Annotated in this window: 23 protein-coding genes, 20 tRNA genes, 2 rRNA genes and 4 riboswitches (1 of these 49 running past the window's edge); of the genes, 42 read left to right on the top strand and 3 right to left on the bottom strand. The window is 38.8% G+C overall.

The annotated features are described in order from the left end of the window. The 24 genes from A6J74_RS13240 to A6J74_RS13125 all read left to right on the top strand — a co-directional run. A 23S ribosomal RNA gene (locus A6J74_RS13240) occupies positions 1-2,536 on the top strand; it begins 386 nt to the left of the window's first position. A gap of 101 nt (positions 2,537-2,637) precedes the next feature. Next, a 5S ribosomal RNA gene (gene rrf / locus A6J74_RS13235) occupies positions 2,638-2,753 on the top strand. Positions 2,754-2,757: 4 nt separating this feature from the next. Continuing rightward, a tRNA-Val gene (locus A6J74_RS13230) sits at positions 2,758-2,833 on the top strand. 8 nt (positions 2,834-2,841) lie between these two features. Then, a tRNA-Tyr gene (locus A6J74_RS13225) sits at positions 2,842-2,925 on the top strand. 12 nt (positions 2,926-2,937) lie between these two features. Further along, a tRNA-Gln gene (locus A6J74_RS13220) sits at positions 2,938-3,012 on the top strand. Positions 3,013-3,016: 4 nt separating this feature from the next. Continuing rightward, positions 3,017-3,092 (top strand) — tRNA-Lys (locus A6J74_RS13215). A 15-nt stretch (positions 3,093-3,107) separates the two neighbouring features. Next, positions 3,108-3,188 (top strand) — tRNA-Leu (locus A6J74_RS13210). A gap of 30 nt (positions 3,189-3,218) precedes the next feature. Beyond that, a tRNA-Gly gene (locus A6J74_RS13205) sits at positions 3,219-3,293 on the top strand. A 16-nt stretch (positions 3,294-3,309) separates the two neighbouring features. Continuing rightward, positions 3,310-3,398, top strand: a tRNA-Leu gene (locus A6J74_RS13200). Positions 3,399-3,401: 3 nt separating this feature from the next. Further along, positions 3,402-3,475 (top strand) — tRNA-Arg (locus tag A6J74_RS13195). Positions 3,476-3,485: 10 nt separating this feature from the next. Beyond that, a tRNA-Pro gene (locus tag A6J74_RS13190) sits at positions 3,486-3,559 on the top strand. 15 nt (positions 3,560-3,574) lie between these two features. After that, positions 3,575-3,647, top strand: a tRNA-Ala gene (locus A6J74_RS13185). 20 nt (positions 3,648-3,667) lie between these two features. Further along, positions 3,668-3,760: transfer RNA gene (locus tag A6J74_RS13180), tRNA-Ser, on the top strand. Between the two features lie 56 nt (positions 3,761-3,816). Continuing rightward, positions 3,817-3,909 (top strand) — tRNA-Ser (locus A6J74_RS13175). A gap of 20 nt (positions 3,910-3,929) precedes the next feature. Beyond that, a tRNA-Met gene (locus A6J74_RS13170) sits at positions 3,930-4,006 on the top strand. 3 nt (positions 4,007-4,009) lie between these two features. After that, positions 4,010-4,085 (top strand) — tRNA-Asp (locus A6J74_RS13165). 8 nt (positions 4,086-4,093) lie between these two features. Then, positions 4,094-4,169 (top strand) — tRNA-Phe (locus tag A6J74_RS13160). A gap of 10 nt (positions 4,170-4,179) precedes the next feature. Then, positions 4,180-4,252: transfer RNA gene (locus A6J74_RS13155), tRNA-Thr, on the top strand. Positions 4,253-4,258: 6 nt separating this feature from the next. Then, positions 4,259-4,329, top strand: a tRNA-Trp gene (locus tag A6J74_RS13150). A 10-nt stretch (positions 4,330-4,339) separates the two neighbouring features. Further along, positions 4,340-4,416: transfer RNA gene (locus A6J74_RS13145), tRNA-Ile, on the top strand. Between the two features lie 9 nt (positions 4,417-4,425). Then, positions 4,426-4,500 (top strand) — tRNA-Asn (locus tag A6J74_RS13140). Between the two features lies 1 nt (position 4,501). Further along, positions 4,502-4,573: transfer RNA gene (locus tag A6J74_RS13135), tRNA-Glu, on the top strand. 132 nt (positions 4,574-4,705) lie between these two features. Next, positions 4,706-5,125 carry a CBS domain-containing protein gene (locus A6J74_RS13130; protein WP_000195540.1) on the top strand — a complete coding sequence of 140 codons (420 nt, stop codon included), beginning with the start codon at positions 4,706-4,708 and terminating at the stop codon, positions 5,123-5,125. A 476-nt stretch (positions 5,126-5,601) separates the two neighbouring features. Further along, positions 5,602-6,753 carry a DUF3965 domain-containing protein gene (locus A6J74_RS13125; protein WP_001203042.1) on the top strand — a complete coding sequence of 384 codons (1,152 nt, stop codon included), beginning with the start codon at positions 5,602-5,604 and terminating at the stop codon, positions 6,751-6,753. A gap of 240 nt (positions 6,754-6,993) precedes the next feature. On the opposite strand, the gene A6J74_RS13115 is transcribed toward A6J74_RS13125, so the two are convergent. Both A6J74_RS13115 and A6J74_RS13110 read right to left on the bottom strand, forming a co-directional pair. Next, a complete protein-coding gene (locus tag A6J74_RS13115; RefSeq protein ID WP_001137815.1) occupies positions 6,994-7,326 on the bottom strand; it encodes a hypothetical protein in 333 nt (110 codons plus the stop codon). Between the two features lie 5 nt (positions 7,327-7,331). Then, the gene (locus A6J74_RS13110; RefSeq protein WP_001056042.1) at positions 7,332-8,492 is read right to left on the bottom strand and encodes an SH3 domain-containing protein; all 1,161 of its coding nucleotides are present in this window, start codon (positions 8,490-8,492) and stop codon (positions 7,332-7,334) included. Between the two features lie 274 nt (positions 8,493-8,766). Next, positions 8,767-8,879, top strand: a riboswitch (TPP riboswitch). Between the two features lie 60 nt (positions 8,880-8,939). Beyond that, a riboswitch (TPP riboswitch) is annotated at positions 8,940-9,043 on the top strand. Positions 9,044-9,126: 83 nt separating this feature from the next. Here A6J74_RS13110 and tenA point away from each other — a divergent pair. The 18 genes from tenA (at position 9,127) to kdpDN (ending at position 24,102) form a co-directional block, all read left to right on the top strand. Further along, a complete protein-coding gene (gene tenA / locus A6J74_RS13105; RefSeq protein WP_000666915.1) occupies positions 9,127-9,822 on the top strand; it encodes a thiaminase II in 696 nt (231 codons plus the stop codon). Continuing rightward, positions 9,791-10,540, top strand: coding sequence for an ABC transporter ATP-binding protein (locus A6J74_RS13100; RefSeq protein ID WP_001256786.1), 750 nt, complete (start codon positions 9,791-9,793; stop codon positions 10,538-10,540). The genes tenA and A6J74_RS13100 overlap by 32 nt, the downstream gene beginning before the upstream one ends. Further along, positions 10,540-11,292, top strand: a complete 753-nt coding sequence (locus A6J74_RS13095; RefSeq protein ID WP_002047254.1) for an ABC transporter permease — start codon at positions 10,540-10,542, stop codon at positions 11,290-11,292. The genes A6J74_RS13100 and A6J74_RS13095 overlap by 1 nt, the downstream gene beginning before the upstream one ends. Continuing rightward, a complete protein-coding gene (locus tag A6J74_RS13090; protein ID WP_000670425.1) occupies positions 11,289-12,290 on the top strand; it encodes an ABC transporter substrate-binding protein in 1,002 nt (333 codons plus the stop codon). Before A6J74_RS13095 ends, A6J74_RS13090 begins: the two co-directional genes overlap by 4 nt. A 10-nt stretch (positions 12,291-12,300) precedes the next feature. Beyond that, the gene (gene tenI, locus A6J74_RS13085) at positions 12,301-12,921 is read left to right on the top strand and encodes a thiazole tautomerase TenI (RefSeq protein WP_000787163.1); all 621 of its coding nucleotides are present in this window, start codon (positions 12,301-12,303) and stop codon (positions 12,919-12,921) included. Further along, positions 12,914-14,023, top strand: coding sequence for a glycine oxidase ThiO (gene thiO / locus A6J74_RS13080; protein WP_000333290.1), 1,110 nt, complete (start codon positions 12,914-12,916; stop codon positions 14,021-14,023). Before tenI ends, thiO begins: the two co-directional genes overlap by 8 nt. Before the next feature lie 15 nt (positions 14,024-14,038). Next, entirely contained in the window at positions 14,039-14,242 is a 204-nt protein-coding gene (gene thiS, locus A6J74_RS13075; protein WP_001049505.1) for a sulfur carrier protein ThiS, read from the top strand. 2 nt (positions 14,243-14,244) lie between these two features. Next, on the top strand, positions 14,245-15,015 hold the full coding sequence (gene thiG / locus A6J74_RS13070; RefSeq protein ID WP_000932007.1) for a thiazole synthase: 771 nt from the start codon (positions 14,245-14,247) through the stop codon (positions 15,013-15,015). Then, positions 15,008-16,027 (top strand): thiazole biosynthesis adenylyltransferase ThiF, encoded by a 1,020-nt coding sequence (gene thiF, locus A6J74_RS13065; RefSeq protein WP_001065430.1) that lies wholly within the window; start codon positions 15,008-15,010, stop codon positions 16,025-16,027. The genes thiG and thiF overlap by 8 nt, the downstream gene beginning before the upstream one ends. Before the next feature lie 15 nt (positions 16,028-16,042). Further along, positions 16,043-16,849: a bifunctional hydroxymethylpyrimidine kinase/phosphomethylpyrimidine kinase gene (thiD, locus tag A6J74_RS13060; RefSeq protein ID WP_000453552.1), complete on the top strand. Its 807-nt coding sequence runs from the start codon at positions 16,043-16,045 to the stop codon at positions 16,847-16,849. A gap of 89 nt (positions 16,850-16,938) precedes the next feature. Then, positions 16,939-17,087, top strand: a riboswitch (cyclic di-AMP (ydaO/yuaA leader). Between the two features lie 93 nt (positions 17,088-17,180). Beyond that, complete coding sequence (locus tag A6J74_RS13055; protein WP_000424095.1) at positions 17,181-17,567, top strand: hypothetical protein; 387 nt, start codon at positions 17,181-17,183, stop codon at positions 17,565-17,567. A gap of 13 nt (positions 17,568-17,580) precedes the next feature. Further along, a complete protein-coding gene (locus A6J74_RS13050; RefSeq protein ID WP_002109592.1) occupies positions 17,581-17,814 on the top strand; it encodes a hypothetical protein in 234 nt (77 codons plus the stop codon). A 262-nt stretch (positions 17,815-18,076) separates the two neighbouring features. Continuing rightward, positions 18,077-18,222: riboswitch (cyclic di-AMP (ydaO/yuaA leader) on the top strand. Positions 18,223-18,320: 98 nt separating this feature from the next. Next, positions 18,321-18,425: a SipW-dependent-type signal peptide-containing protein gene (locus A6J74_RS13045; protein ID WP_000887889.1), complete on the top strand. Its 105-nt coding sequence runs from the start codon at positions 18,321-18,323 to the stop codon at positions 18,423-18,425. Beyond that, the gene (kdpF, locus tag A6J74_RS13040) at positions 18,422-18,502 is read left to right on the top strand and encodes a K(+)-transporting ATPase subunit F (RefSeq protein WP_000972378.1); all 81 of its coding nucleotides are present in this window, start codon (positions 18,422-18,424) and stop codon (positions 18,500-18,502) included. Before A6J74_RS13045 ends, kdpF begins: the two co-directional genes overlap by 4 nt. Before the next feature lie 19 nt (positions 18,503-18,521). After that, positions 18,522-20,189, top strand: a complete 1,668-nt coding sequence (gene kdpA, locus A6J74_RS13035; RefSeq protein ID WP_000637779.1) for a potassium-transporting ATPase subunit KdpA — start codon at positions 18,522-18,524, stop codon at positions 20,187-20,189. 13 nt (positions 20,190-20,202) lie between these two features. Next, positions 20,203-22,293, top strand: coding sequence for a potassium-transporting ATPase subunit KdpB (kdpB, locus tag A6J74_RS13030; protein ID WP_001247984.1), 2,091 nt, complete (start codon positions 20,203-20,205; stop codon positions 22,291-22,293). A gap of 16 nt (positions 22,294-22,309) precedes the next feature. After that, a complete protein-coding gene (gene kdpC / locus A6J74_RS13025) occupies positions 22,310-22,891 on the top strand; it encodes a K(+)-transporting ATPase subunit C (protein ID WP_001085547.1) in 582 nt (193 codons plus the stop codon). Positions 22,892-22,947: 56 nt separating this feature from the next. Next, positions 22,948-24,102 carry a KdpD-like non-kinase potassium sensor gene (gene kdpDN, locus A6J74_RS13020; RefSeq protein ID WP_080609521.1) on the top strand — a complete coding sequence of 385 codons (1,155 nt, stop codon included), beginning with the start codon at positions 22,948-22,950 and terminating at the stop codon, positions 24,100-24,102. 23 nt (positions 24,103-24,125) lie between these two features. Here the strand turns inward: kdpDN and A6J74_RS13015 are convergent, their stop codons facing one another. After that, entirely contained in the window at positions 24,126-25,307 is a 1,182-nt protein-coding gene (locus A6J74_RS13015) for an MFS transporter (RefSeq protein ID WP_000415973.1), read from the bottom strand. Positions 25,308-25,390: the final 83 nt, after the last annotated feature.

Below are 25,390 nucleotides of genomic sequence, written 5' to 3'. Positions count from 1 at the left end.
CGAAACTTCGTTCTCTCTTGAATGTATCCTGAGTACGGCGGAACACGTGAAATTCCGTCGGAATCTGGGAGGACCATCTCCCAAGGCTAAATACTCCCTAGTGATCGATAGTGAACCAGTACCGTGAGGGAAAGGTGAAAAGCACCCCGGAAGGGGAGTGAAAGAGATCCTGAAACCGTGTGCCTACAAATAGTCAGAGCCCGTTAATGGGTGATGGCGTGCCTTTTGTAGAATGAACCGGCGAGTTACGATCCCGTGCAAGGTTAAGTTGAAGAGACGGAGCCGCAGCGAAAGCGAGTCTGAATAGGGCGTTTAGTACGTGGTCGTAGACCCGAAACCAGGTGATCTACCCATGTCCAGGGTGAAGTTCAGGTAACACTGAATGGAGGCCCGAACCCACGCACGTTGAAAAGTGCGGGGATGAGGTGTGGGTAGCGGAGAAATTCCAATCGAACCTGGAGATAGCTGGTTCTCCCCGAAATAGCTTTAGGGCTAGCCTTAAGTGTAAGAGTCTTGGAGGTAGAGCACTGATTGAACTAGGGGTCCTCATCGGATTACCGAATTCAGTCAAACTCCGAATGCCAATGACTTATCCTTAGGAGTCAGACTGCGAGTGATAAGATCCGTAGTCAAGAGGGAAACAGCCCAGATCGCCAGCTAAGGTCCCAAAGTGTGTATTAAGTGGAAAAGGATGTGGAGTTGCTTAGACAACTAGGATGTTGGCTTAGAAGCAGCCACCATTTAAAGAGTGCGTAATAGCTCACTAGTCGAGTGACTCTGCGCCGAAAATGTACCGGGGCTAAATACACCACCGAAGCTGCGAATTGATACCAATGGTATCAGTGGTAGGGGAGCGTTCTAAGTGCAGTGAAGTCAGACCGGAAGGACTGGTGGAGCGCTTAGAAGTGAGAATGCCGGTATGAGTAGCGAAAGACGGGTGAGAATCCCGTCCACCGAATGCCTAAGGTTTCCTGAGGAAGGCTCGTCCGCTCAGGGTTAGTCAGGACCTAAGCCGAGGCCGACAGGCGTAGGCGATGGACAACAGGTTGATATTCCTGTACCACCTCTTTATCGTTTGAGCAATGGAGGGACGCAGAAGGATAGAAGAAGCGTGCGATTGGTTGTGCACGTCCAAGCAGTTAGGCTGATAAGTAGGCAAATCCGCTTATCGTGAAGGCTGAGCTGTGATGGGGAAGCTCCTTATGGAGCGAAGTCTTTGATTCCCCGCTGCCAAGAAAAGCTTCTAGCGAGATAAAAGGTGCCTGTACCGCAAACCGACACAGGTAGGCGAGGAGAGAATCCTAAGGTGTGCGAGAGAACTCTGGTTAAGGAACTCGGCAAAATGACCCCGTAACTTCGGGAGAAGGGGTGCTTTCTTAACGGAAAGCCGCAGTGAATAGGCCCAAGCGACTGTTTAGCAAAAACACAGGTCTCTGCGAAGCCGTAAGGCGAAGTATAGGGGCTGACACCTGCCCGGTGCTGGAAGGTTAAGGAGAGGGGTTAGCGTAAGCGAAGCTCTGAACTGAAGCCCCAGTAAACGGCGGCCGTAACTATAACGGTCCTAAGGTAGCGAAATTCCTTGTCGGGTAAGTTCCGACCCGCACGAAAGGTGTAACGATTTGGGCACTGTCTCAACCAGAGACTCGGTGAAATTATAGTACCTGTGAAGATGCAGGTTACCCGCGACAGGACGGAAAGACCCCGTGGAGCTTTACTGTAGCCTGATATTGAATTTTGGTACAGTTTGTACAGGATAGGCGGGAGCCATTGAAACCGGAGCGCTAGCTTCGGTGGAGGCGCTGGTGGGATACCGCCCTGACTGTATTGAAATTCTAACCTACGGGTCTTATCGACCCGGGAGACAGTGTCAGGTGGGCAGTTTGACTGGGGCGGTCGCCTCCTAAAGTGTAACGGAGGCGCCCAAAGGTTCCCTCAGAATGGTTGGAAATCATTCGTAGAGTGCAAAGGCATAAGGGAGCTTGACTGCGAGACCTACAAGTCGAGCAGGGACGAAAGTCGGGCTTAGTGATCCGGTGGTTCCGCATGGAAGGGCCATCGCTCAACGGATAAAAGCTACCCCGGGGATAACAGGCTTATCTCCCCCAAGAGTCCACATCGACGGGGAGGTTTGGCACCTCGATGTCGGCTCATCGCATCCTGGGGCTGTAGTCGGTCCCAAGGGTTGGGCTGTTCGCCCATTAAAGCGGTACGCGAGCTGGGTTCAGAACGTCGTGAGACAGTTCGGTCCCTATCCGTCGTGGGCGTAGGAAATTTGAGAGGAGCTGTCCTTAGTACGAGAGGACCGGGATGGACGCACCGCTGGTGTACCAGTTGTTCTGCCAAGGGCATAGCTGGGTAGCTATGTGCGGAAGGGATAAGTGCTGAAAGCATCTAAGCATGAAGCCCCCCTCAAGATGAGATTTCCCATAGCGTAAGCTAGTAAGATCCCTGAAAGATGATCAGGTTGATAGGTTCGAGGTGGAAGCATGGTGACATGTGGAGCTGACGAATACTAATAGATCGAGGACTTAACCATATAATATGAAGCAATGTTATCTAGTTTTGAAAGAATATAAAAAACTTATTGACTTTAAAAGTTGAATAAGTTAAAATGATTCTTGTCTTAAATGAATATAGTCTGGTAATGATGGCAGAGAGGTCACACCCGTTCCCATACCGAACACGGAAGTTAAGCTCTCTAGCGCCGATGGTAGTTGGGACCTTGTCCCTGTGAGAGTAGGACGTTGCCAGGCAAATGGAGGATTAGCTCAGCTGGGAGAGCACCTGCCTTACAAGCAGGGGGTCGGCGGTTCGATCCCGTCATCCTCCACCATTTATGTCGGAGGGGTAGCGAAGTGGCTAAACGCGGCGGACTGTAAATCCGCTCCTTCGGGTTCGGCAGTTCGAATCTGCCCCCCTCCACCATTTCTTAATTATTGGGCTATAGCCAAGCGGTAAGGCAACGGACTTTGACTCCGTCATGCGCTGGTTCGAATCCAGCTAGCCCAGCCATTAAGAGCCATTAGCTCAGTTGGTAGAGCATCTGACTTTTAATCAGAGGGTCGAAGGTTCGAATCCTTCATGGCTCACCATTTTCAATAAAATATGCGGGTGTGGCGGAATTGGCAGACGCACTAGACTTAGGATCTAGCGCCTTTGGCGTGGGGGTTCGACTCCCTTCACCCGCACTTTTAATAAAATATCTCATAACATGTCTTGCGGAAGTAGTTCAGTGGTAGAATACAACCTTGCCAAGGTTGGGGTCGCGGGTTCGAATCCCGTCTTCCGCTCCAATTTTCAATATGACATGCCGGGGTGGCGGAACAGGCAGACGCACAGGACTTAAAATCCTGCGGTGGGTGACCACCGTGCGGGTTCGACCCCCGCCCTCGGCACCATATGCGCCCGTAGCTCAATTGGATAGAGCGTTTGACTACGGATCAAGAGGTTAGGGGTTCGACTCCTCTCGGGCGCGCTTTTATTAACGGGAAGTGGCTCAGCTTGGTAGAGCACCTGGTTTGGGACCAGGGGGTCGCAGGTTCAAATCCTGTCTTCCCGATTTTCCCAAAAACATGGGGCCTTAGCTCAGCTGGGAGAGCGCCTGCCTTGCACGCAGGAGGTCAGCGGTTCGATCCCGCTAGGCTCCACTTTATTTATTATATGTCTCGGAGGTATACCCAAGTTCGGCTGAAGGGATCGGTCTTGAAAACCGACAGGCGGTGAGAATCGCGCGGGGGTTCGAATCCCTCTACCTCCTCCATTTTCTTTTGAAATGGTTTAGCTACATATAATAATAAAATATTTTTTTTCCTTCATGGAGGTATACCCAAGTTCGGCTGAAGGGATCGGTCTTGAAAACCGACAGGCGGCGAGAGTCGCGCGGGGGTTCGAATCCCTCTACCTCCTCCATTTTTAAAATATTATATTGTCGCGGGGTGGAGCAGTACGGTAGCTCGTCGGGCTCATAACCCGAAGGTCGCAGGTTCAAATCCTGTCCCCGCAACCAAATGGTCCCGTGGTGTAGTGGTTAACATGCCTGCCTGTCACGCAGGAGATCGCCGGTTCGACCCCGGTCGGGACCGCCATTTATGTTGGCTCGGTAGCTCAGTCGGTAGAGCAGAGGACTGAAAATCCTCGTGTCGGCGGTTCGATTCCGTCCCGAGCCACCATTTTTTTTATGCCGGCTTAGCTCAATTGGTAGAGCAACTGACTTGTAATCAGTAGGTTGGGGGTTCAAGTCCTCTAGCCGGCATCATTTAGGGGCATAGTTTAAAGGTAGAACTGAGGTCTCCAAAACCTCCAGTGTGGGTTCGATTCCTACTGCCCCTGTAAAGTATATGGGCCTATAGCTCAGCTGGTTAGAGCGCACGCCTGATAAGCGTGAGGTCGATGGTTCGAGTCCATTTAGGCCCACCATATATTTATTCCGCAGTAGCTCAGTGGTAGAGCTATCGGCTGTTAACCGATCGGTCGTAGGTTCGAGTCCTACCTGCGGAGCCATGGCCCGTTGGTCAAGTGGTTAAGACACCGCCCTTTCACGGCGGTAACACGGGTTCGAATCCCGTACGGGTCATAAAGAAAGAGTCAGCAATATGCTGGCTCTTTTTTATTGTGTATAATCCTCTTTTTTATCATCTTATTTTCCTCAAATAAATAAAGGGATTTAGGAAAAACTATGGTATGTATTAAAAGGAGGAGATAAAAAATGACGCAAGTTAGAGACTTTATGAGTACTCATATTGTACATTGTACACCGTTAGATAATGTATATGAGGCTGCTGTAAAAATGAAGGAAGAATCAGTTGGATTGATTCCTGTTCTTGAAAATGAACAAGTCGTTGGGCTTGTTACTGATCGAGATTTAGTTGTTCGAGGGATTGCTGAAAAACATCCTGGGTCTAATAAAATTACAAATGTAATGACGACAAACATTGTTTCGGTTTCTCCAGATGATTCTATTGAAAAAGCTACAGAATTAATGGCACAGTATCAAATTAGACGATTGCCAGTAGTTGAGGGCGGTCAACTTGTCGGGATGCTAGCATTAGGTGATTTAGCTATAAGAGAAGCGGCAGATGATCAAGCTGGGTTCGCTTTAAGTGAAATCTCGGAACGTACGGAATAAAGTTAAACTTTAATTAGTGAAAGTGTTATTGTCCGCAAATAGTGGGATAAATGATGGATAAAAATCAGATACATTATTCTAGTATATGTGGATTAAACTAATATATTAGCGTGATGTATCTGAGACATTATATAATAAGTACATAGTTAAGGTTTTCGACAGTTTATTTAAATTTTTCATTCCTAATTTTAAATAAGAGAAAAAGTGATATACTGATAGATATAAGTATTATGATAGGTTTTGAATATAACAATATTTATTTTTAGTGTTGTAATAATGAATTAATATTTCCTACGTAGATAAAGTGAAACTTTAATTATTGGGGGTTTTGTCCATCCGCCAATGATTATTCGTTGAACCAATCGGGCTTTTATCGGCAGTTTTATTTCCCACCTAACTTCCTCGCATTCACTGGATTTTGAGGTGGGCGTCTTACTGCCCGGCAAATAGCGGGATAAAAAGGGAAGGGGAATTATATGAGGGCTGTACAGGGCGATCCAAATTGGAATTTGGTTACAGATACATATATAGAACCAAATAATTTTGCTGAATTATTATCTTTACTTGTACCTTGTCACCCAAAAGGTGAAGGAAAAGAGCGAACTATATTAGCATGGAAAGAAAAAGAATTTTATAAAGAAGAAAATTTAGCAGCAGTTATCGTTTATGGAATGAATAGAGTAAAGAATTTACCACAGTTTCATAAAGATGAAATTCCAACCTTAGTACGTATTCTTCGTTTATGTCAAGAGATTGGTTGGTATGAAGAGGCAAATACTTTTATGGTAACACAAGGGCTAGCTGAATTTGTCCAAACTTCATTGGAATATGAAACATGGGATCTTTTGACACAAGCAGTTGCTTTAAACTATTTAGTTATTAAATATCGTGTCGGGGAATTAACAGATGGGGATGTAGAAATTTGGGATAGAGTTAAATTTAATGAGAAATGTATAACAAATTGTAAACATCTATTATCTCAAAAAGAAATATTAGAGTTTACATTCTTCTATATGTGTAAGAGGGCTAAAGCACAGTCAAAAGAGCAGCTGAATAGTGATATGATGAGTCTAGCGATGTATTGTAATACTTTTGTGTATGATTTATATAGACATGACTTGTTGCGAAAGTATCGTAAGTGTACAGATTTTCTATCATATTATGGACCTAGTCAAGTAGTTTTAGCTTGTCAAAGAGCTGTACTTTCTCAAATTTCAGATCGATTAGATCCACTAAAGACAACTCATGTAGATGATTATTTATATGTGATGAAAGAAATGATGGAACATATGACAATAGGTATAATGGATCGATATAACCATTTTATCGGAAAGTTATTATCATACGTGCCATTTTTCGAAATGATTCAAGTTCCACAGCATGCATATTATTGTGAAGAATTACTGTATATTTGTAAGGGCATTGAATATAAAGAGGAAATACTACGCAATTATATATTTATACAATTACATGATTGTTTACCATCATTCTTTAAACTATTTCTTAAAAATAAGCGTTATGCGACGATTCATGATATTCTTTTCTATTGGTGTGACGATGAACAAAGAATGGGTTTAGAGAAAAAATATAATCTTAGTTTTATTTATGAAAAATATGCTTGTGGCTAAACAGTATTTTACATATGAAAAATTAATATAAATTAAAAAGGATCTCAATGTTATGTGAGATCCTTTTTTGTTAGTAAAACAAGGAGAAAGTGATTAAGATGAGAAATAGCATTCCATATAGGAGAAGTTGTGCAGTATAACTTCCTTGTATACCAAAAAAAGTATTTAGTTTTCCGTATAAATTCAATATATATTTCATTGTGTTATCTTTGAAAGATTGGTACACAGTGTCTCCTCTTTCTAAGCTTCTTGTTCATGTTTTTTATTATTAGGGACATTAATGTATCTAGCTATGAATAATAAAACAGCCATAAAGAATACGGGAATTATAGTAGATAAATAAAAGCCATTACTAATAACATTTGTTATAAGGGCACTTAATAGAAAAATAGCATTATAAACATGGGCAACTTTTTGCTTTAGTCGCACTTGAAATGACTCCATCATAATTTCTAGAGCAACAAAAGCAATGATAATAGATAAAAATACAGTGTTTGTATTGTAAATTATTAAACAACAGATTAAACCTAAAAAGGCTAAGTATTCAATGAAGAGAGGTATATTGCGTGGCATACAATTTACCTAACTAAATACGGCAGTGGATTTACTGCATTTGTTTTTTCAAAATTCCATTCTCCATTATGTAATTCGAAATGGAGGTGTTGTCCGTATGAATGACCTGTGTTACCCATATGACCTAGTAATTGTCCAGTTTGTATTTGATCACCAGCTTGTACAGTGCGATCTTTCATATGAGCATAAACTGTTGTATATAATTTCCCGTTTATTTGATGGGCGATGAACACTACATTGCCATAACTAGCTGAATAATATGATTTAATAACTTTACCTGCAGCGGCAGCTTGAATGGAGACGTTACCTTGTGCTGCAATATCTATTCCATAATGCATTTGTTCCCAGCGTATATCAAAGGTTGAGCTGATTTTTCCTTGGGTAGGGAATTTGAAAACTGCTGGAATAGCTGAAGATTGAGCTGTTTGAGCTTGTGATTGCTGTTGATTTTGTACCACATAGTGTTTGGCCACATACCCGTATCCTGTGCCAAAACGAATTTTATACCAAGTTCCTACTGTTTCTACTACTTGTATCTGTGTACCGTTTTGTAAAGAACCAAGTAGAGTACCATTTGTGCTAGCATTGTTACGTACATTTAATTTAGGTGTTGCAACAGTATATTTCGTATCATTTTGAACTGTGATTCCTTTTACTAAGGGCTGCGAACCATTAGATACGAATGCTTTTTGTACATAACCTGTTTGACCGTTATGTGAAATTTTATACCATTCGCCTTGTTCTCCTTGAATAGTCACGAACTTACCATTTGGTAATACATCTAAAATGGAAGATTCTAAATTAGGTTCAGAGCGAACGTTCAATGCATTAGCATTGACGATGTATTGATTAGTAGATTGAAGTTTGTTTTTTTGCAGAATAGCATCTTTTTGTACATAGCCTACTTTATTATTAACAGATACTTTATACCAATCCTTCGTTGTTTTAAGTATGTTAACTTTCGTATTAAAGCGAATTGTATCAAGGGATGTGCTATTTGTATTATCTTCTTTATGTAAGGCTACTTGATCGACTTTGACATATCCAGTTTTGACATTAGATAATTGTTCAGCGTTTGCTTTTTGTACATTTGTTTCGCCCATAGAAGGAAGTAATGAGGCGATTGCGACAGTAGTTGCTGTTAGAGCTGTAGCTTTCATATTCATATAATAGAGACCTCCTCTAGTTGTATAGTTAGTTGTAATTTTATTATAGTATAAAGATATAATATAGTGGGTGTATTCACATAAATGTAATATGAAATCAATATAAAAATAAATTTTTTCAGGATAATGATTCCTTTTTATGGAATTAATTGGTATTTTATTTTACGAAATAGAATAATAATTATTATATAACTCTGTAATTTCGTTGACAATTGAGAAAATTAAAACAGTTGATGATGTCTTATTAGGGTGTTATACTGACAGTGATAATTTTATAGTTTGCTAGGAGAGCTGGTGTTGCCAGCTGAGAGTAAGACCTTAAGTCTTTGATCCTTTTCATTACCTGATCTAGATTATGCTAGCGTAGGGAAGCAATTCGGACACTAATGATGAGTCCCCGTTTCTTTGCGTATAGAAACGGGGCTTTTTTATTTGAAAATTTTATATTGAAACCACTAGGGGTGCTTTTCGTGCTGAGAGAGGAATAATCCTTAACCCTTACAACACCTGATCTAGGTAATACTAGCGAAGGGAAGTGGAACAACGAATAAACTATAATTTTATTTGTTGTAACCACTTCTGATTATAGAAGTGGTTTTTTATTTAGATACATATATTGAAGGGGGAAATAGAAATGAAATTTTGTAATAGATTGTTAGAAGCTGTACAACCAGTTTGGGAGATGAGTCATAATCATCCATTTGTAGTAGGGATGGGGGATGGCACGTTAGAAAAAGATAAGTTTCAGTATTACATTATTCAAGATTATTTATATTTGTTAGATTATGCAAAGCTATATGCCATCGGTGTTGTAAAGGCAACGAATCCACAAGTAATGGGAAAATTTGCTGAACAAATTGATGGAATATTAAATGGAGAAATGACGATCCATAAACAGTATGCAAAAAGGCTTGGAATTTCTATAGAGGAGATAGAATCAGCAAAACCATCTGCTAAAAATTTAGCTTATACAAATTACATGATGTCTGTATCTCAAAATGGCACACTTGCGGAATTAATAGCAGCACTTCTTCCATGTATGTGGAGTTATTGGGAAATTGGAAAGCGTTTAAATGATATTCCTGGAGCGAGAGATCATGAGTTCTTTGGTGAGTGGATTCAAGGATATAGTTCTGAAGAATACGGTAACCTTTGTATTTGGTTAATAGATTTATTAGATGAAATGGCAATTGGAAAGTCAGAGCGAGAGCTAGAAAGATTAGAGGAGATTTTCTTATATTCCAGTCGATTTGAATATTTATTCTGGGATATGTCCTATCGTAAGGAGATGTGGGGATTTGAGGAGCAAGAACATACTACAGTTTCATAATGTTTCTTTTCATTATGATGAGAAGCCAATCATCGATGAATTAAATACTTCTATACAAGAGAAAGAGTTTGTAAGCATTATTGGGCCAAGTGGCTGCGGGAAAAGTACTCTATTTCGCCTTATTACAGGCTTAGAAGAAGTTAGTACTGGACGGATAGAGCTGACAGAAACAAAAAGTCATCCTGTAGGGTATATGCCTCAAAAAGATATGCTCCTGCCGTGGAGAACAATTATTGAGAATGCTGCTTTGCCACTAGAATGTCAGGGTGTACAGAAGAAAGAAGCACAAGTAAAGGCAAAGGAACTGTTACATAAATTTGGTTTACAAGGATACGAGGGAAAATACCCGAAAGATTTATCTGGTGGTATGAAGCAGCGCGTATCTTTTATCCAAACATTATTAACAGGCGGAGAGATATTATTGCTAGATGAACCGTTTAGCGCATTGGACGCTTTAACGAAGGCATCTTTGCAAGAATGGTTGTTTGAACAATGGAAAGAGTGGGAAAAAACAATTTTATTTATCACTCATGATGTGGAAGAAGCGTTGTTTCTTTCGAATCGAATTTTAGTGGTGGAACAGCAGCCGATAACTACTTTGACTGAACGGATTGTGCCGCTTGATCATAACAGAACACGAAAAGATTTATATAAACCGGATGTGTTAGCGCTGAAAGATGAGCTTCTTAGTATGTTACAAAGGCAGGTACTCGTATGATGAACCGATTGAAAGAATTAGTTCCTGCCATTACACTTTCTAGCATTTTACTCGTTATGTGGGAAATAGGAGCAAGAATTGTAGATGAAATGTACATTTTACCGTCACCGTCAGCAATTGTAATGAAGATATGGAAACTAAAAGACATATTATTTACGGTTCATTTACCGGCAACGTTATACGTCGTTTTAATAGGTGTTGTTATTTCTATCGTATTAGGTGTAGGGCTAGCGATGTTAATGAATGCGAGTACATGGATGGAAAGGGCATTTTATCCATTATTAGTTGCCTCACAAACGATTCCCATTACAGCGCTTGCTCCGCTTTTCGTTTTATGGTTTGGATATACCATCTGGAGTAAGGTTGTTGTTACAGTTTTAATTACGTTTTTCCCTATTGCGGTCAATACGTATGACGGACTGCGTAGTACGAAAAAAGAATGGGAGGAGCTCTTAGTTACATATGGAGCAACGAAGAAAGATGTTTTTCTTAAGTTAAAGTTACCGTCTGCTCTTCCTTATTTTTTTTCAGCTTTAAAAATTGCAGTTCCGCTTAGTGTAATTGGGGCAGCAATCGGTGAATGGCTCGGTGCACAAGCTGGGCTTGGTTATTTCAGTAAGAGAATGATGACACAGTTAGATGGAGCTGGTGTATTTGCACCCATTGTATTGTTATCATTATTAGCTATTTTCTTCGTCATACTTATTTCCGTATTAGAAAAGAAATTCATTAGTTGGAGGAAGCATTCATGAAATTTTTAAAACGCATCTTTGTGTTTACATTATTAGTTGCAATGATTGCAGGATGTTCGAGTAATTCAGCATCAGATAAAAGTAAAAAAGAGAAAGAAATAACGGTTATGCTCGATTGGTACCCAAATGCGGTACATAGCTTTATTTATGCAGCAATTGAAAAAGGCTACTTTAAAGAAGAAGGAATAAAGGTAAATATAAAATTCCCTTCTAATCCAACTGATCCATTAACTTTAGCTGCAGCAGGGAAAGTGACAGTTGGTTTGTATTATCAGCCAGATGTTGTTATGGCCAGAGCAAATGAACAAATTCCAGTGAAATCAATTGGAGCTGTCGTACGTTCACCGTTAAATCATGTCGTATCGCTGAAATCAGCAGGTATTCAATCACCGAAAGATTTAGAAGGAAAAACAGTAGGATATTCTGGAACTCCTTTAAGTGAAGCATATTTAAAAACGATGATAAAAGAAGCTGGTGGTAATCCTGATACGGTGAAAGTAGTTGATGTTGGCTTTGATTTAGTACCAGCGTTAATTACGAAAAAAGTGGATGCTGTAACAGGAGCATACATTAACCATGAAGTACCTGTTATGCGTCATGAAGGTCATGAACCAGCGTACTTTAATCCAGCAGAATATGGTGTGCCTAATTATCATGAACTTGTTTTCGTAACAGGTGATAAAACGTTGAAAAAAGATAAAGAAGCATTGCAAGCCTTTTTACGTGGGGCAAAAAAAGGGTATGACTTTATGAAGAAAAGCCCTGATGAAGCATTAAATATTTTATTAGATCATCAAGAAAAAGAAAACTTCCCGCTTGTACCAGAAGTTGAAAAAGAAAGCATGAAAATTTTATTAGAGAAGATGGAAACGAAAGATGAGCCATTTTTATCAGATTCAAAAGAGTCATGGGAGAAACAAAACAAATGGTTGAAAGACAAAGGAATGACGAAAGAAATTGTTCCTGCCGATGAATTATTCGAAAACATTTTAAAGTAGGCGAATGAATATGAAAAATGAGCTCCATGTAATCTCAAATGGCCATATGCCATTCGAAGAGTTAGTGAATGTAGCGATGCAAATTGAGAGTGAGATTGATTATTTGCATATTCGTGAGCGTGAGAAAAGTACGAAGGAATTATATGAAGGGGTGGAAAGTCTTTTGAAAAAAGGCTTTCCAGCATCTAAGCTTGTTATAAATGATCGAATTGATATTGCCATTTTATTAAACATTCCGCGTGTTCAACTAGGATACCGAAGCGCAGATGTAAGGTTAGTGAAAGAAAAGTTTTCTTATTTGCATGTCGGTTATTCAGTACACTCGTTAGAGGAAGCGATAGTAGCATTTAAAAATGGAGCGGATTCACTCGTTTATGGTCATGTATTTCCGACAGATTGTAAAAAAGGTGTGCCAGCGAGAGGACTTGAAGAAATTTCAGACATTGCAAGCTGTTTATCTATATCGATTACAGCGATTGGAGGAATTACCCCAGAAAACACAGTAGATGTTCTTACTAACGGTGTAAGCGGTATAGCAGTTATGTCCGGAATTGTAAGTAGTAGTAACCCATATAGCAAAGCGAAATCTTATAAGGAATCAATAAGAAAGTGGGCGGAAAAACATGTGTGAGAAGTATGATGTAGCGATTATTGGCGGTGGTGTAATTGGTAGCTCAGTTGCACATTTTCTAGCAGAAAGAGGACATAAAGTAGCAATTATAGAGAAGCAAAAAATTGCATCAGAAGCTTCTAAAGCAGCTGCTGGCCTGCTTGGTGTTCAAGCAGAATGGGATGCGTATGACCCGCTATTTGAACTTGCTAGAGAAAGCCGAGCTATATTTCCACAACTTGCAACAGTTTTACGTGAAAAGACGGGTATTGATATTGGATATGAGGAGAAAGGGATATATCGTATTGCACAAAACGAAGATGAGAAGGAAAGAATTCTTCACATTATGGATTGGCAACAGAAAACAGGTGAAGATTCATATTTTCTAACGGGAGACCATTTACGGGAAAAAGAGCCATTTCTATCCGAATCCATTATAGGAGCGGTATATTATCCGAAAGATGGTCACGTTATTGCACCAGAGCTTACGAAAGCATTCGCGCATTCTGCATCAATTTCCGGTGCGGATATATATGAACAGACAGAAGTGTTTGATATTCGTATTGAAAATAATAAAGTGACTGGTATTGTTACGAGCGAAGGTATAATCACATGCGAAAAAGTGGTGATTGCCGGTGGCTCATGGAGCACGAAGTTACTAGGTCATTTTCACCGCGAATGGGGTACATATCCAGTTAAAGGAGAAGTAGTAGCGGTAAGAAGTAGAAAACCACTTTTAAAGGCACCTATTTTCCAAGAAAGATTTTATATTGCTCCAAAGCGCGGCGGACGTTACGTAATTGGAGCAACGATGAAACCGCATACGTTTAATAAAACTGTACAACCGGAAAGCATTACTTCTATATTAGAGCGTGCTTATACAATATTGCCAGCTTTAAAAGAAGCAGAGTGGGAAAGCGCATGGGCAGGATTAAGACCACAATCGAATCACGAAGCTCCTTATATGGGAGAACATGAAGAAATAAAAGGTTTATATGCTTGTACGGGCCATTATCGAAACGGCATTTTATTAAGCCCTGTTTCTGGTCAATATATGGCGGATTTAATAGAAGGAAAGCAGGAGAATCACTTGCTAGATTCATTGCTTTCTAAAACGGTTTAGAAAGGGGATGGAAGTTTGAATTTAAAAATTAATGGTAACCAAATTGAAGTACCAGAGAGTGTAAAAACAGTAGCTGAGTTACTTACACATTTAGAGTTAGATAACAGAATTGTTGTAGTAGAGCGTAATAAAGATATTTTACAAAAAGATGATCATACAGATACATCTGTTTTTGATGGAGACCAAATTGAGATTGTAACTTTCGTAGGAGGCGGTTGATTATGTTAAACATTGGACCATTGTCATTTCAGTCTAGACTTTTATTAGGAACAGGGAAATTCCCTGATTTTGACGTACAGCAAAAAGCAATTGACGCTTCTGAAGCTGAAATTTTAACGTTTGCAGTACGTCGTATGGATATATTTGATGCAAAGCAACCTAATTTATTAGAGAAGCTTGATGTGAAAAAATATACGTTATTACCAAATACAGCTGGAGCAAAAAATGCTGAAGAAGCTGTTCGTATTGCAAAATTAGCAAAAGCTTCAGGGCTTTGTGACATGATCAAAGTTGAAGTTATTGGTGATGATAGAACGTTGTTACCTGATCCAGTAGAAACGTTAAAGGCATCTGAAATGTTACTAGAAGAGGGGTTTATCGTACTTCCGTACACATCTGATGATGTTGTATTAGCACGTAAATTACAAGAACTAGGTGTGCATGCAATTATGCCAGGAGCATCACCAATCGGTTCAGGGCTTGGTATTGTAAATCCGTTAAATTTAAGCTTCATTATTGAACAAGCGACAGTACCGGTTATCGTTGATGCAGGTATTGGTAGCCCAGCTGATGCAGCGTTTGCGATGGAATTAGGAGCAGATGGTGTGTTATTAAATACGGCTGTATCAGGAGCAAAAGATCCTATTAAGATGGCATACGCAATGAAGTTAGGTATTGAGGCAGGTCGCATAGGCTTTGAAGCGGGGCGTATTGCACGTAAACGTTGTGCAACTGCAAGCAGTCCTTTAGAAGGAATGAGTGTAGTTGAATAATCGATATTCTCGCCAAGAACTATTTTCTCCAATTGGGGAAGAAGGACAGCAAAAGATAAGAGAAAAGCATGTGCTTATTATCGGCGCAGGCGCACTTGGTAGTGCAAATGCAGAAATGTTTGTAAGAGCTGGTGTTGGGAAGATAACAATTGTTGACCGTGATTATGTCGATTGGAGTAATTTACAAAGACAACAATTGTATGCAGAGAGCGACGTGAAAAATAATCTTCCGAAGGCTATAGCGGCTAAAAAGCGTTTAGAAGAGATTAATAGTGATGTAACAATAGAGGCCCTCGTTCAAGATGTAACAGCTGAGGAGCTAGAAGAACTTGTTACAAACGTTGATGTAATGATTGATGCGACTGATAATTTTGAAACACGTTTTATTGTGAATGATATAGCACAAAAATATTCTATTCCATGGATTTATGGTGCATGTGTAGGCAGTTACGGTCTTTCTTACACAATTCTTCCTAGTAAAACACCATGTTTATCATGTTTATTACAATCGATTCCGCTTGGCGGGGCGACATGTGATACAGCGGGTATTATATCACCTGCTGTATCTCTTGTCGTTTCTCATCAAGTAACAGAAGCTCTTAAACTGTTAGTAGAAGATTATAAATCACTTCGAGATGGACTTGTATCGTTTGATATGTGGAAGAATGAGTATTCCTGTATGAATGTGCAAAAACTTCGCAAACATAATTGTCCTTCGTGCGGAGAGAATGCATTATATCCGTATTTAAATAAAGAGAACACATCGAAAACAGCAGTTTTATGCGGGAGAAATACAGTTCAAATTAGACCACCTCATAAAGAAGAAATGGATTTTGAACAATATAAACAGCTACTAGAAGGCCGTGTGAATAATTTAAATGTAAATCCATATTTACTATCTTTCTCTGTTGAAGAAAAGAGGTTAGTTGCCTTCAAAGATGGCCGTGTACTTGTACATGGAACGAAAGATATAAGCGAAGCAAAGACGATTTATCATCGCTATTTTGGATAGAAAAGGATGAGTGAGATGGAAGTGAATAAAGCTTTAACAATTGCAGGATCTGATAGCGGCGGTGGTGCTGGTATTCAAGCGGATTTAAAAACATTCCAAGAGCTTAGTGTGTATGGGATGACGGTTATTACGGCAATTACTGCTCAAAATACGCTTGGCGTTCAAGGGGTATATCCTGTTCCGTTAGAAGGTATTACGGAACAGCTGAATTCAATTGGTACGGATTTAACACCAGATGCAGTGAAACTAGGAATGTTATTTAGTAGTGAAATTATTCAAATTGTGGCAGAACAGATTAAGAAATTTGGTTGGAATAATATTGTGCTAGATCCTGTTATGATTGCAAAGGGCGGAGCATCATTATTACAGCAAGAAGCAGTTCAAGCATTAAAGGAATATTTATTACCAGTAGCAACAGTTATTACACCGAATGTTCCAGAAGCTGAAGTGTTAACTGGGATGGAGATTCATAATATAGAAGATAGTAAGAAAGCTGCGAAAGTATTGCACGAATTAGGTGCTAAATATGTGCTTATGAAGGGCGGACATGCGGAATATCAAGGTAATGAAGTAATTGATTTACTCTTTGATGGAGAAGAGTTTATTGAATTTAGAAGTGAACGAATTCCTTCGAAACAAACGCACGGAAGTGGCTGTACATTTGCTTCAGCAGTTACAGCTGGACTTGCGAAAGGATACTCAATGGACGAAGCAGTTCAAGAGGCAAAACGATTTATTAGTATAGCAATTGAAGAGCCATTGAATATTGGTAGTGGTCATGGACCAACGAATCATTTTGCGTATAAATTGAATAAAGCATAAGCATGAAGAATGAAAAGGCCAGTTTTACAACTGGCTTTTTTTGTTTACTTTTTCAAAATACAAGAGTAATATATCAGCCAGAATACATTTTTTGTAATACGCTGAGTCCAAATATATGGAGCGGAGGAACCAATTTTGTGCATCGTCACTTGGGGTGAATCTTTCAGTTTTGAAAGTAGGGCTACTCTCAAAGCCCGAATCCGACAGCTAACTTCGTAAGCGTTTTGAGAGAGGACGGTGCCATGATGGATACATCACTTCATCGATCCGATTAGTATAGGGGAATATCAATCTACGTTTGAATTCTTTTATGCTAAGGAGGATGAGGTACATGGAACTAACACTTATTTGTGTTGGAGAAAAAAACAAGGTAAAGAGTTTAAGAGAGCTAGTAGCATTTCAGCATGAGTTAATTATTTTTACAGCCAATGAAGAGATAGCGGCTGAAGTTAGAGATTATGGGTTTGAATCAGCTTATAGCTGTAATAAGGAGAAAGATTTTACTAGTATGTGCACACGAATTAAGAAGGTGATTTTACTAGGGGATGAGCTTCCAACAGTTAGTTTCTTCACAGAACACATTCGTTTTTCTTTTCAAGCGCCTATTACTGTTGTTACAAGGAATAAACGATATCCAGCGCGGCTCTATGAAACAATTGGAGCTAAATTTGTCGTGTTTACGAACTGTGATAATATTTCGTTTTTATTTTTTGAATAGGGCGGGGGAAGAAATGATGAAGGTACTACTATTTGGAGATATAGCAAATCGTTGGGCGGTATCGATCGAGAGGGTTCAAGAATTGGCACAGATTGATCCTATTTTTCCAGGGCCATATATTTTATTACCATCAAAAGATGCTTTGTATTTAGAGGCGGATATTACCGAGTATGAGCAGTTACATGCAGAATTATCACAAGTTTATATCCGTGGGAGAAATTTACGTGCTTTTTTATGTGGTAAATAAATTCTGAATGAAAACGAGAGCGAATGTTAAGTGTGCCTAAGTGGGGTGCTTATATACATTCGCTCTTTTTTTATATATAAAAGGTCATTTCTATGAAAAAGAAAGAAAAGACAAGAAAACAGATGAAAGAATATTAATAATACGTAATGTAAGCGTTTAAATAGCGTAATATTTTCTTATTTTAAGTAATTTACCTCTTTACAAGTGAAATATAGAGGAGTATATTTACTCTCATAAATCATTTATCAAATTTCCAAAAAAAAACCTAAAATCGCTGAGTTCCAGAAATGGAGCGGGGGAACCAATTTTGTGCATCGTCACTTGGGGTGAATCTTTCAGTTTTGAAAGTAGGGCTACTCTTTAGGCCCGAATCCGACAGCTAACCTCGTAAGCGTTTAGAGAGGAGGTTTACTTTTTGTTGTTCATTTTTTGAACACTGAGTAGAGCTCAGTGTTCTTTTTTAATATTTTAATGGTAAATTTTAACATTTAAAGTGAGGGATTGTTATGTTAGATGTTGTGATGATCGGAATTTTTGTTGTATTAGTAGCATCGATGGCAAGTCTTGCAAGTTGGTCAGATAAAGTTGTGAAAGAAGGGAAGCAATCATGATGATTGCCTTATCGGTTATTGTTGCAGCGATTACGGTGTACTTAGTATACGCATTATTAAATCCAGAAAAGTTTTAATTAGGGGGAATCATTCATTATGATTTGGATTGCAGTCATTATTACAATGCTCTTGTTTATTTTAGTAGCAAAGCCAACGGGGATTTATTTAGAGAAAGCCTTTCAAGGTAGCAAAATGCTAGATAAAGTATTCGGGCCTTTTGAGAAACTTATTTTTAAAATTACAGGTGTAAAAGGATACAATCAAACGTGGAAACAGTATGCATTATCATTAGTTCTACTCAACGGATTTATGATTGTCGTTGTATATTTCATTTTTAGATTACAAGGTGTATTGCCATTAAATCCAGCGCATATTGAAGGGATGGAGCCTACGCTCGCTTTTAATACAGCGATTAGTTTTATGGCTGATACAAACTTACAACATTACAGCGGTGAAAATGGTTTATCTTATTTATCACAATTAATCGGGATTACATTTTTAATGTTTGCGGCACCAGCAACGACGTTAGCGATTGTTATGGCTTTTATAAGAGGACTTGCTGGAAAAGAACTTGGCAACTTTTTCGTTGATTTTACGAGGGCGTTAACGAGAGTGTTTCTTCCTATCGCATTTATTGCAGCGTTAGTCTTTGTCGCACTTGGTGTACCACAAACGTTAGATGGGGCGGTTACAGCACAAACGATTGATGGAGCAAAACAAAGTATTTTACGAGGGCCTGTTGCATCATTCGTTTCTATTAAGGAACTTGGGAATAACGGCGGTGGATTTTTCGGGGCAAACTCTACACATCCTTTTGAAAATCCAGGACAAATGAGTAATATTTTGCAAATGATGCTTATGATGTTATTACCAACAGCACTTCCATTTACGTACGGACGAATGGTAGGAAATAAAAAACAAGGGCGTATCCTTTTCGTTTCACTATTCATGGTGTTTTTACTAGGATTTATAACGATTACGACATCTGAACTAAACGGGAATCCGGCATTAAATGGAATGGGTATCGAACATGTACAAGGAAGTACAGAAGGGAAAGAAGTACGATTTGGAACAGTATTCTCTTCACTATACGCAACAGTAACGACAGCTGCTGAAACAGGGGCCGTTAATACGATGCATGATACGTTAACGCCAATTGGCGGTTTAGTTCCACTCGTAAATATGATGTTGAATACAGTATACGGCGGTGTTGGAGCGGGCTTTATTAATATTATTATGTATGCAATTATTGCAGTCTTTATATCTGGATTAATGGTCGGAAGAACACCAGAGTTTTTAGGTAAAAAGATTGAAGGTAAGGAAATGAAATTAATTGCAGTAACGATTCTATTTCATCCATTACTTATCTTAGGATTTTCTGCATTAGCTCTTTCAACAAGTTTAGGAACGGATGCGATTTCTCATTCCGGTTTTCACGGTTTAACGCAAGTTGTATATGAATACACATCGTCAGCTGCGAATAATGGATCTGGATTTGAAGGATTAGCAGATAATACACCGTTTTGGAATATTACGACTGGTTTAGTTATGTTTTTAGGACGCTATTTCAGTTTAATTACGATGCTAGCTGTAGCAGCTTCATTGAAAGAGAAGACGGTAGTACCAGAAACAGTCGGAACGTTCCGTACGGATAATGGTTTATTTGGAGGAATCTTTATTGGAACGATTGTAATTGTTGGTGCATTAACATTTTTCCCGATGTTAGTACTTGGCCCAATTGCAGAATTTCTTACATTGAAGTAATGGAGGGTAAATAATGAGACCGGTAGTAGTAAAAGAAAAACAATTGAACGATTCACAAATACATGCTGTAGAAGATGAAGTTAGACAAGCGAAAACGTTGGATCGTGATATCGTGACGCATGCGATGAAACAATCCTTTGCGAAATTGAATCCGAAAGTAATGATAAAGAATCCGATTATGTTCATTGTGGAAATTGGGTTTATCATTACGTTCATTTTATCTTTTCTCCCAAGCAGTTCTAGTAGTGTACCAGGATGGTTTAATATAACAGTTTCTCTCATTCTATTATTTACAGTTTTATTTGCTAACTTTGCAGAAGCGTTAGCTGAAGGCCGTGGTAAAGCGCAAGCCGATTCTTTAAAACAATCGAAGAAAGATGTGTTTGCAAATGTCGTAAAAGAAAATGGAGACATTGTTCAAGTTTCAGCAACTGATCTGAGAAAAGGTGACGTTGTTATCGTAAAACAAGGGGAAATGATTCCAAATGATGGTGAAGTAATAAAAGGGTTAGCGTCTGTCGATGAATCTGCAATAACAGGAGAATCAGCCCCTGTTATAAAGGAAGCGGGTGGCGATTTTTGTTCCGTAACAGGCGGAACGATGGTCGTAAGTGATGAGATTACAATTGTTATTACAAGTAATCCTGGAGAATCATTTATTGATAAAATGATTTCATTAGTAGAAGGGGCTGCTCGTCAAAAAACGCCGAATGAGATTGCTTTAAATACAGTATTAACGAGTTTAACGCTTATTTTCTTAATCGTTGTTGTGACGTTGCCAATTTTCACGAATTATTTAGGGTTTCAAATTGATACAGCTGTACTTGTAGCATTGTTAGTTTGTTTAATTCCAACGACAATTGGTGGGTTATTATCGGCAATTGGTATAGCTGGGATGGACCGGGTGACAAAATTTAACGTGTTAGCGATGTCAGGGAAAGCAGTAGAAGCTGCGGGCGATATTAATACAATTATTTTAGATAAAACAGGTACGATTACTTTCGGGAACCGAATGGCACATACACTGCTTCCAGTAGGAAATGAAACGATTGAGCAAGTTGGAAAGTGGGCTGCTATTAGTTCTGTTTTAGATGAAACACCAGAAGGCCGATCTGTTATAGAATATGTGCAAACGAAATCTATATCATATAATCGAGAACTTGCAGAACAAGGGGAGTTCGTTCCGTTTAAAGCAGAAACAAGAATGAGTGGTGTCGATTTACAGGACGGAACGAAAGTGAGAAAAGGTGCTGTAGGTAGCGTGATTGAATGGGTTCGATCACAAGGTGGAAAGATTCCAAAAGATGTGAATCAAAAAGCAGATTTCATTTCAAAAGAGGGTGGAACACCACTTGTAGTGGCAGTAGATGATCGTATTTACGGTTTAATTTATTTAAAGGATACGGTAAAACCTGGTATGCGTGAGCGTTTTGAACAATTACGTCAGATGGGGATTAAAACGGTTATGTGTACAGGGGATAACCCATTAACAGCAGCAACAATTGCAAAAGAAGCAGGTGTAGATGAATTCGTTGCCGAGTGTAAACCAGAAGATAAAATTGCAGTTATTAAAGCAGAGCAAGATAAAGGGAAGCTTGTAGCGATGACAGGTGATGGTACAAATGATGCGCCGGCGTTAGCGCAAGCCGACGTTGGATTAGCGATGAATAGTGGTACGACAGCAGCGAAAGAAGCGGCGAACATGATTGATCTAGACTCGAATCCAACGAAAATTATTGAGGTTGTAGGAATTGGTAAGCAATTGTTAATGACGCGCGGGGCGTTAACAACGTTTAGTATTGCGAATGATATAGCAAAATATTTTGCAATTATTCCAGCGATGTTCACACTTGCGATTCCGCAAATGGAAGCATTGAACATTATGAAATTAACGTCACCACTGTCAGCAATTTTATCAGCATTAATATTTAACGCTGTTATTATTCCATTACTTATTCCATTAGCGATGAAAGGAATCGCATATAAACCGATGAGCTCTAATGCATTGCTTAGCAGAAACTTACTCATTTACGGGCTTGGCGGGGTTATCGTTCCGTTCATTGGAATTAAGGTAATTGATATGATTGTCGGCTTGTTCATATAAGGAAGAGGGGAAAAAGATGGCGAAGAAACAAAGTATACTATCACCAATTATTCGTATTACTTTTACATTTTTAGTTTTGTGCGGCCTCGTATACCCGCTTATTGTAACTGGTATTGCACAAGCGGTAATGAAGGATAATGCGGATGGAAGTCTTATATATAATGATAAGGATGAAATAGTTGGTTCGAAGTTAATCGGTCAAAATTTCACAGATCCACGTTATTTTCATGGACGTGTCTCTAGTATAGAATATAAAGCAGAAGCATCTGGTTCAAATAACTATGCACCGTCTAATCCAGATTTAGAGAAACGAGTAGAGAAAAGTATGGAAGACTGGAAGAAACAAAATCCAACCGTTCCAGTTACAGAAGTACCGATAGACTTAGTGACGAATTCAGGTTCAGGGCTTGATCCTGACATTAGTCCAAAGGCAGCGTCTGTGCAGGTAGATCGCATCTCTAAATTAACGAATATTCCGAAAGAAAAGTTAAATCAATTGATTAAGGAACAAACAGAAGGTGCTGCCCTCGGTTTATTTGGAGAAGATCGCGTAAACGTCTTAAAGTTAAACTTAGAATTACAGAAATTAATGAAATAGTAACAGTACTACCTCAATCTAACGGATTGAGGTAGTGTTGTTTCGCAAGAAGGGTTGTGAGTGTTTTGTATGCGGATGATTATAAACCGACGTTTCAAAGGCGAACGCCAGAGGAATATTTAGAATACATTCGTCAACAAAATTGTGGAAAATTAAAGCTATACGTAGGGGCTGCCCCAGGCGTAGGGAAAAGTTATAAAATGCTTTTTGATGCACGAGAGATGAAAAAAGACGGCATTGATATTGTAATTGGTTTAATTGAAACACATGGTAGAAAAGAGACGGAAGAAGCAATTGCTGATTTAGAAAAAGTTCCTTTAAAAGAAATAGAGTATAAAGGAAAAGTATTTTATGAACTTGATGTAGAAGGAATTATAAAGCGTGGCCCGCAAGTAGTTGTAGTGGATGAACTTGCACATAGTAACATTCCTGGGTCTAAAAATAAGAAGCGTTACATGGATGTGCAAGAATTGTTAGATGCCGGTATATCTGTATTATCTGCGTTTAATATTCAACATTTAGAAAGCGTTCATGACATTGTAGCTCAAATTACGAATGTAAAAGTACGGGAACGTATTCCAGATTTTATTTTACAAAAAGCAAATGAAATTCAGCTCGTTGATGCAACGCCTGAGGTATTAAGGAAGAGATTAATAGATGGAAAGATATATAAGGAAGAAAAAATTCAGCAGAGCTTACAAAATTTCTTTACGCTTAATAATCTAGGGGCACTTAGGGAATTATCACTTCGAGAAGTTGCTGATGATATGGACGAGAAAATTAGCCAAACAGTAATAGAACCAATTGGCGTAAAAGAAAAAATTCTCGTTTGTGTACAATACAGTTCAACAGCGGAGAAATTAATAAGACGGGGATGGCGCATGGCTGATCGGTTAAATGCTGAATTGTACGTATTAAACGTTGAGAGGGAAAATATAGATTCTATTTCAGCTGGAAAAAAGCAGACGATTGAAGAGTGGAAATCGTTAACCAATCAATTTGATGCGAGTTTTGTATTAGAAGAGGCGAAAGGGAGAAAACCAGCGGATGTTATTATTGAAGTCGCAAAAAGATTACAAGTGACGCAAATTTTACTTGGACAATCTGCAAGAACAAGGTGGGAAGAAATACGAAAAGGTTCTATTGTAAATGAAATTATGAGACAAACAAAGTATATTGATATTCATATTGTTGCGGATCAAAGAGCTTAAATAGAGCCCACCTTTCGGGGGCTCTATTTTGCCTTTTGTGCGGTAGAGAAACGTAACATTTTTATTGCGTATAAAACTATAAGTAGAAACGTAACTGCTCCTATAAAGAAAATCCAAAAGTAATTTTGATTAAATAAAAGAAACCCACCTACAATAGGTCCTGTACCCATGCCAAAATAGCGAATGAAGTTGTACATACCGATAGCTGTTGCGCGTTCTTGTACGAATTCTTCCGTTAATAAAGTAGTGTGAGTTGGCATAGAAAGTCCCATGCTAAAACCGTATAAAGAGGTAACGATAATGACGGTTGGGATATTGTTGCTATATGCTAAAGAGAATAAAGTGATACATATAATATTGAAGAAACTAGTGATGAATAAAGCTTGCTTTGTTGTGAACTGTTTTTGCAAAAATTTGTAGCAATAACTTCCTAACATAATAGAAAGGGACATTGGTACAAACATAAGACCAATTTCACTTGCGTGTAGATGATATATATTTGTTAATATGCTAGGCAAAAAAACTAGGAAACAGAAATACATACAAAATTGAATAAAGCCAATAAGTGTAATAGAAAATCCAGTTTTATTTTTTAAGATAAGCCAGTAATTCTTTTTTACTTTAGGTTGTTTAATTACATTTGGTTTTGTTTCTGGAAGTAGTGAAATGTTTATAATTAATAATATGATGCCAATTGTAGATAAAAACAGAAATACAGATAAGTGGCCGTGTATACTGCCGAGATAACCACCTATAAGAGGGCCGATCGCAGGTGCGAGAGCAAGTAACATTTGATAAAGGCTCATCGCTTCTCCGCGTTCTTTTCCTTCAAATAAATCACCGATAATCGTTGCTGCAACTACAGGTATAGCCGCTATTCCTATAGCTTGAACAGCTCTAAAAAATAGAAATAAGTAAATGTTTGGTGAGAAAGCACAACCAATTGAGCCGATTGTACTAATAATTAAACTAGGGATAAGGACAGATTTTCTTCCTTTTGTATCAATTAAAGGTCCGTATATGAGCTGCATAATCGCAAGAATGAATGTGAAAAGTGAAACGGTTAAACTTACAAGATAAAGAGAAGTATGAAACGAATTTTGAATCATCGGTAAGATCGGTGTGTAAATATTTTGAGCGAAGGAACTGAGTAAGGCACTCATACAGACAACATATAAAATGAAATTCAGTTTGGTTTTTTCCATAATGCTAACCTCCTTATTTTTAGTTTCCTAGGAAACTAAATTTATTTTAACATGATTTTCTCACTTGTAAAGATGGAGAAATG

The organism is Bacillus sp. FDAARGOS_235, from assembly GCF_002073415.2.
In the GTDB taxonomy this organism is placed as follows: domain Bacteria; phylum Bacillota; class Bacilli; order Bacillales; family Bacillaceae_G; genus Bacillus_A; species Bacillus_A toyonensis.
The sequence above is the reverse complement of the archived record's forward strand: the minus strand, read 5'-3'. Positions and strand labels throughout refer to the sequence as shown.

What these genes read in the sequence shown, in the direction of transcription:
- A6J74_RS13130 (WP_000195540.1), top strand. Translation starts at nt 4,706, where the DNA reads ATGACGCAAGTTAGAGACTTTATGAGTACTCATATTGTACATTGTACA.
- A6J74_RS13125 (WP_001203042.1), top strand. Translation starts at nt 5,602, where the DNA reads ATGAGGGCTGTACAGGGCGATCCAAATTGGAATTTGGTTACAGATACA.
- A6J74_RS13115 (WP_001137815.1), bottom strand. Translation starts at nt 7,326, where the DNA reads ATGCCACGCAATATACCTCTCTTCATTGAATACTTAGCCTTTTTAGGT.
- A6J74_RS13110 (WP_001056042.1), bottom strand. Translation starts at nt 8,492, where the DNA reads ATGAATATGAAAGCTACAGCTCTAACAGCAACTACTGTCGCAATCGCC.
- tenA (WP_000666915.1), top strand. Translation starts at nt 9,127, where the DNA reads ATGAAATTTTGTAATAGATTGTTAGAAGCTGTACAACCAGTTTGGGAG.
- A6J74_RS13095 (WP_002047254.1), top strand. Translation starts at nt 10,540, where the DNA reads ATGAACCGATTGAAAGAATTAGTTCCTGCCATTACACTTTCTAGCATT.
- A6J74_RS13090 (WP_000670425.1), top strand. Translation starts at nt 11,289, where the DNA reads ATGAAATTTTTAAAACGCATCTTTGTGTTTACATTATTAGTTGCAATG.
- tenI (WP_000787163.1), top strand. Translation starts at nt 12,301, where the DNA reads ATGAAAAATGAGCTCCATGTAATCTCAAATGGCCATATGCCATTCGAA.
- thiO (WP_000333290.1), top strand. Translation starts at nt 12,914, where the DNA reads ATGTGTGAGAAGTATGATGTAGCGATTATTGGCGGTGGTGTAATTGGT.
- thiG (WP_000932007.1), top strand. Translation starts at nt 14,245, where the DNA reads ATGTTAAACATTGGACCATTGTCATTTCAGTCTAGACTTTTATTAGGA.
- thiD (WP_000453552.1), top strand. Translation starts at nt 16,043, where the DNA reads ATGGAAGTGAATAAAGCTTTAACAATTGCAGGATCTGATAGCGGCGGT.
- A6J74_RS13055 (WP_000424095.1), top strand. Translation starts at nt 17,181, where the DNA reads ATGGAACTAACACTTATTTGTGTTGGAGAAAAAAACAAGGTAAAGAGT.
- A6J74_RS13050 (WP_002109592.1), top strand. Translation starts at nt 17,581, where the DNA reads ATGATGAAGGTACTACTATTTGGAGATATAGCAAATCGTTGGGCGGTA.
- A6J74_RS13045 (WP_000887889.1), top strand. Translation starts at nt 18,321, where the DNA reads ATGTTAGATGTTGTGATGATCGGAATTTTTGTTGTATTAGTAGCATCG.
- kdpF (WP_000972378.1), top strand. Translation starts at nt 18,422, where the DNA reads ATGATGATTGCCTTATCGGTTATTGTTGCAGCGATTACGGTGTACTTA.
- kdpA (WP_000637779.1), top strand. Translation starts at nt 18,522, where the DNA reads ATGATTTGGATTGCAGTCATTATTACAATGCTCTTGTTTATTTTAGTA.
- kdpB (WP_001247984.1), top strand. Translation starts at nt 20,203, where the DNA reads ATGAGACCGGTAGTAGTAAAAGAAAAACAATTGAACGATTCACAAATA.
- kdpC (WP_001085547.1), top strand. Translation starts at nt 22,310, where the DNA reads ATGGCGAAGAAACAAAGTATACTATCACCAATTATTCGTATTACTTTT.
- A6J74_RS13015 (WP_000415973.1), bottom strand. Translation starts at nt 25,307, where the DNA reads ATGGAAAAAACCAAACTGAATTTCATTTTATATGTTGTCTGTATGAGT.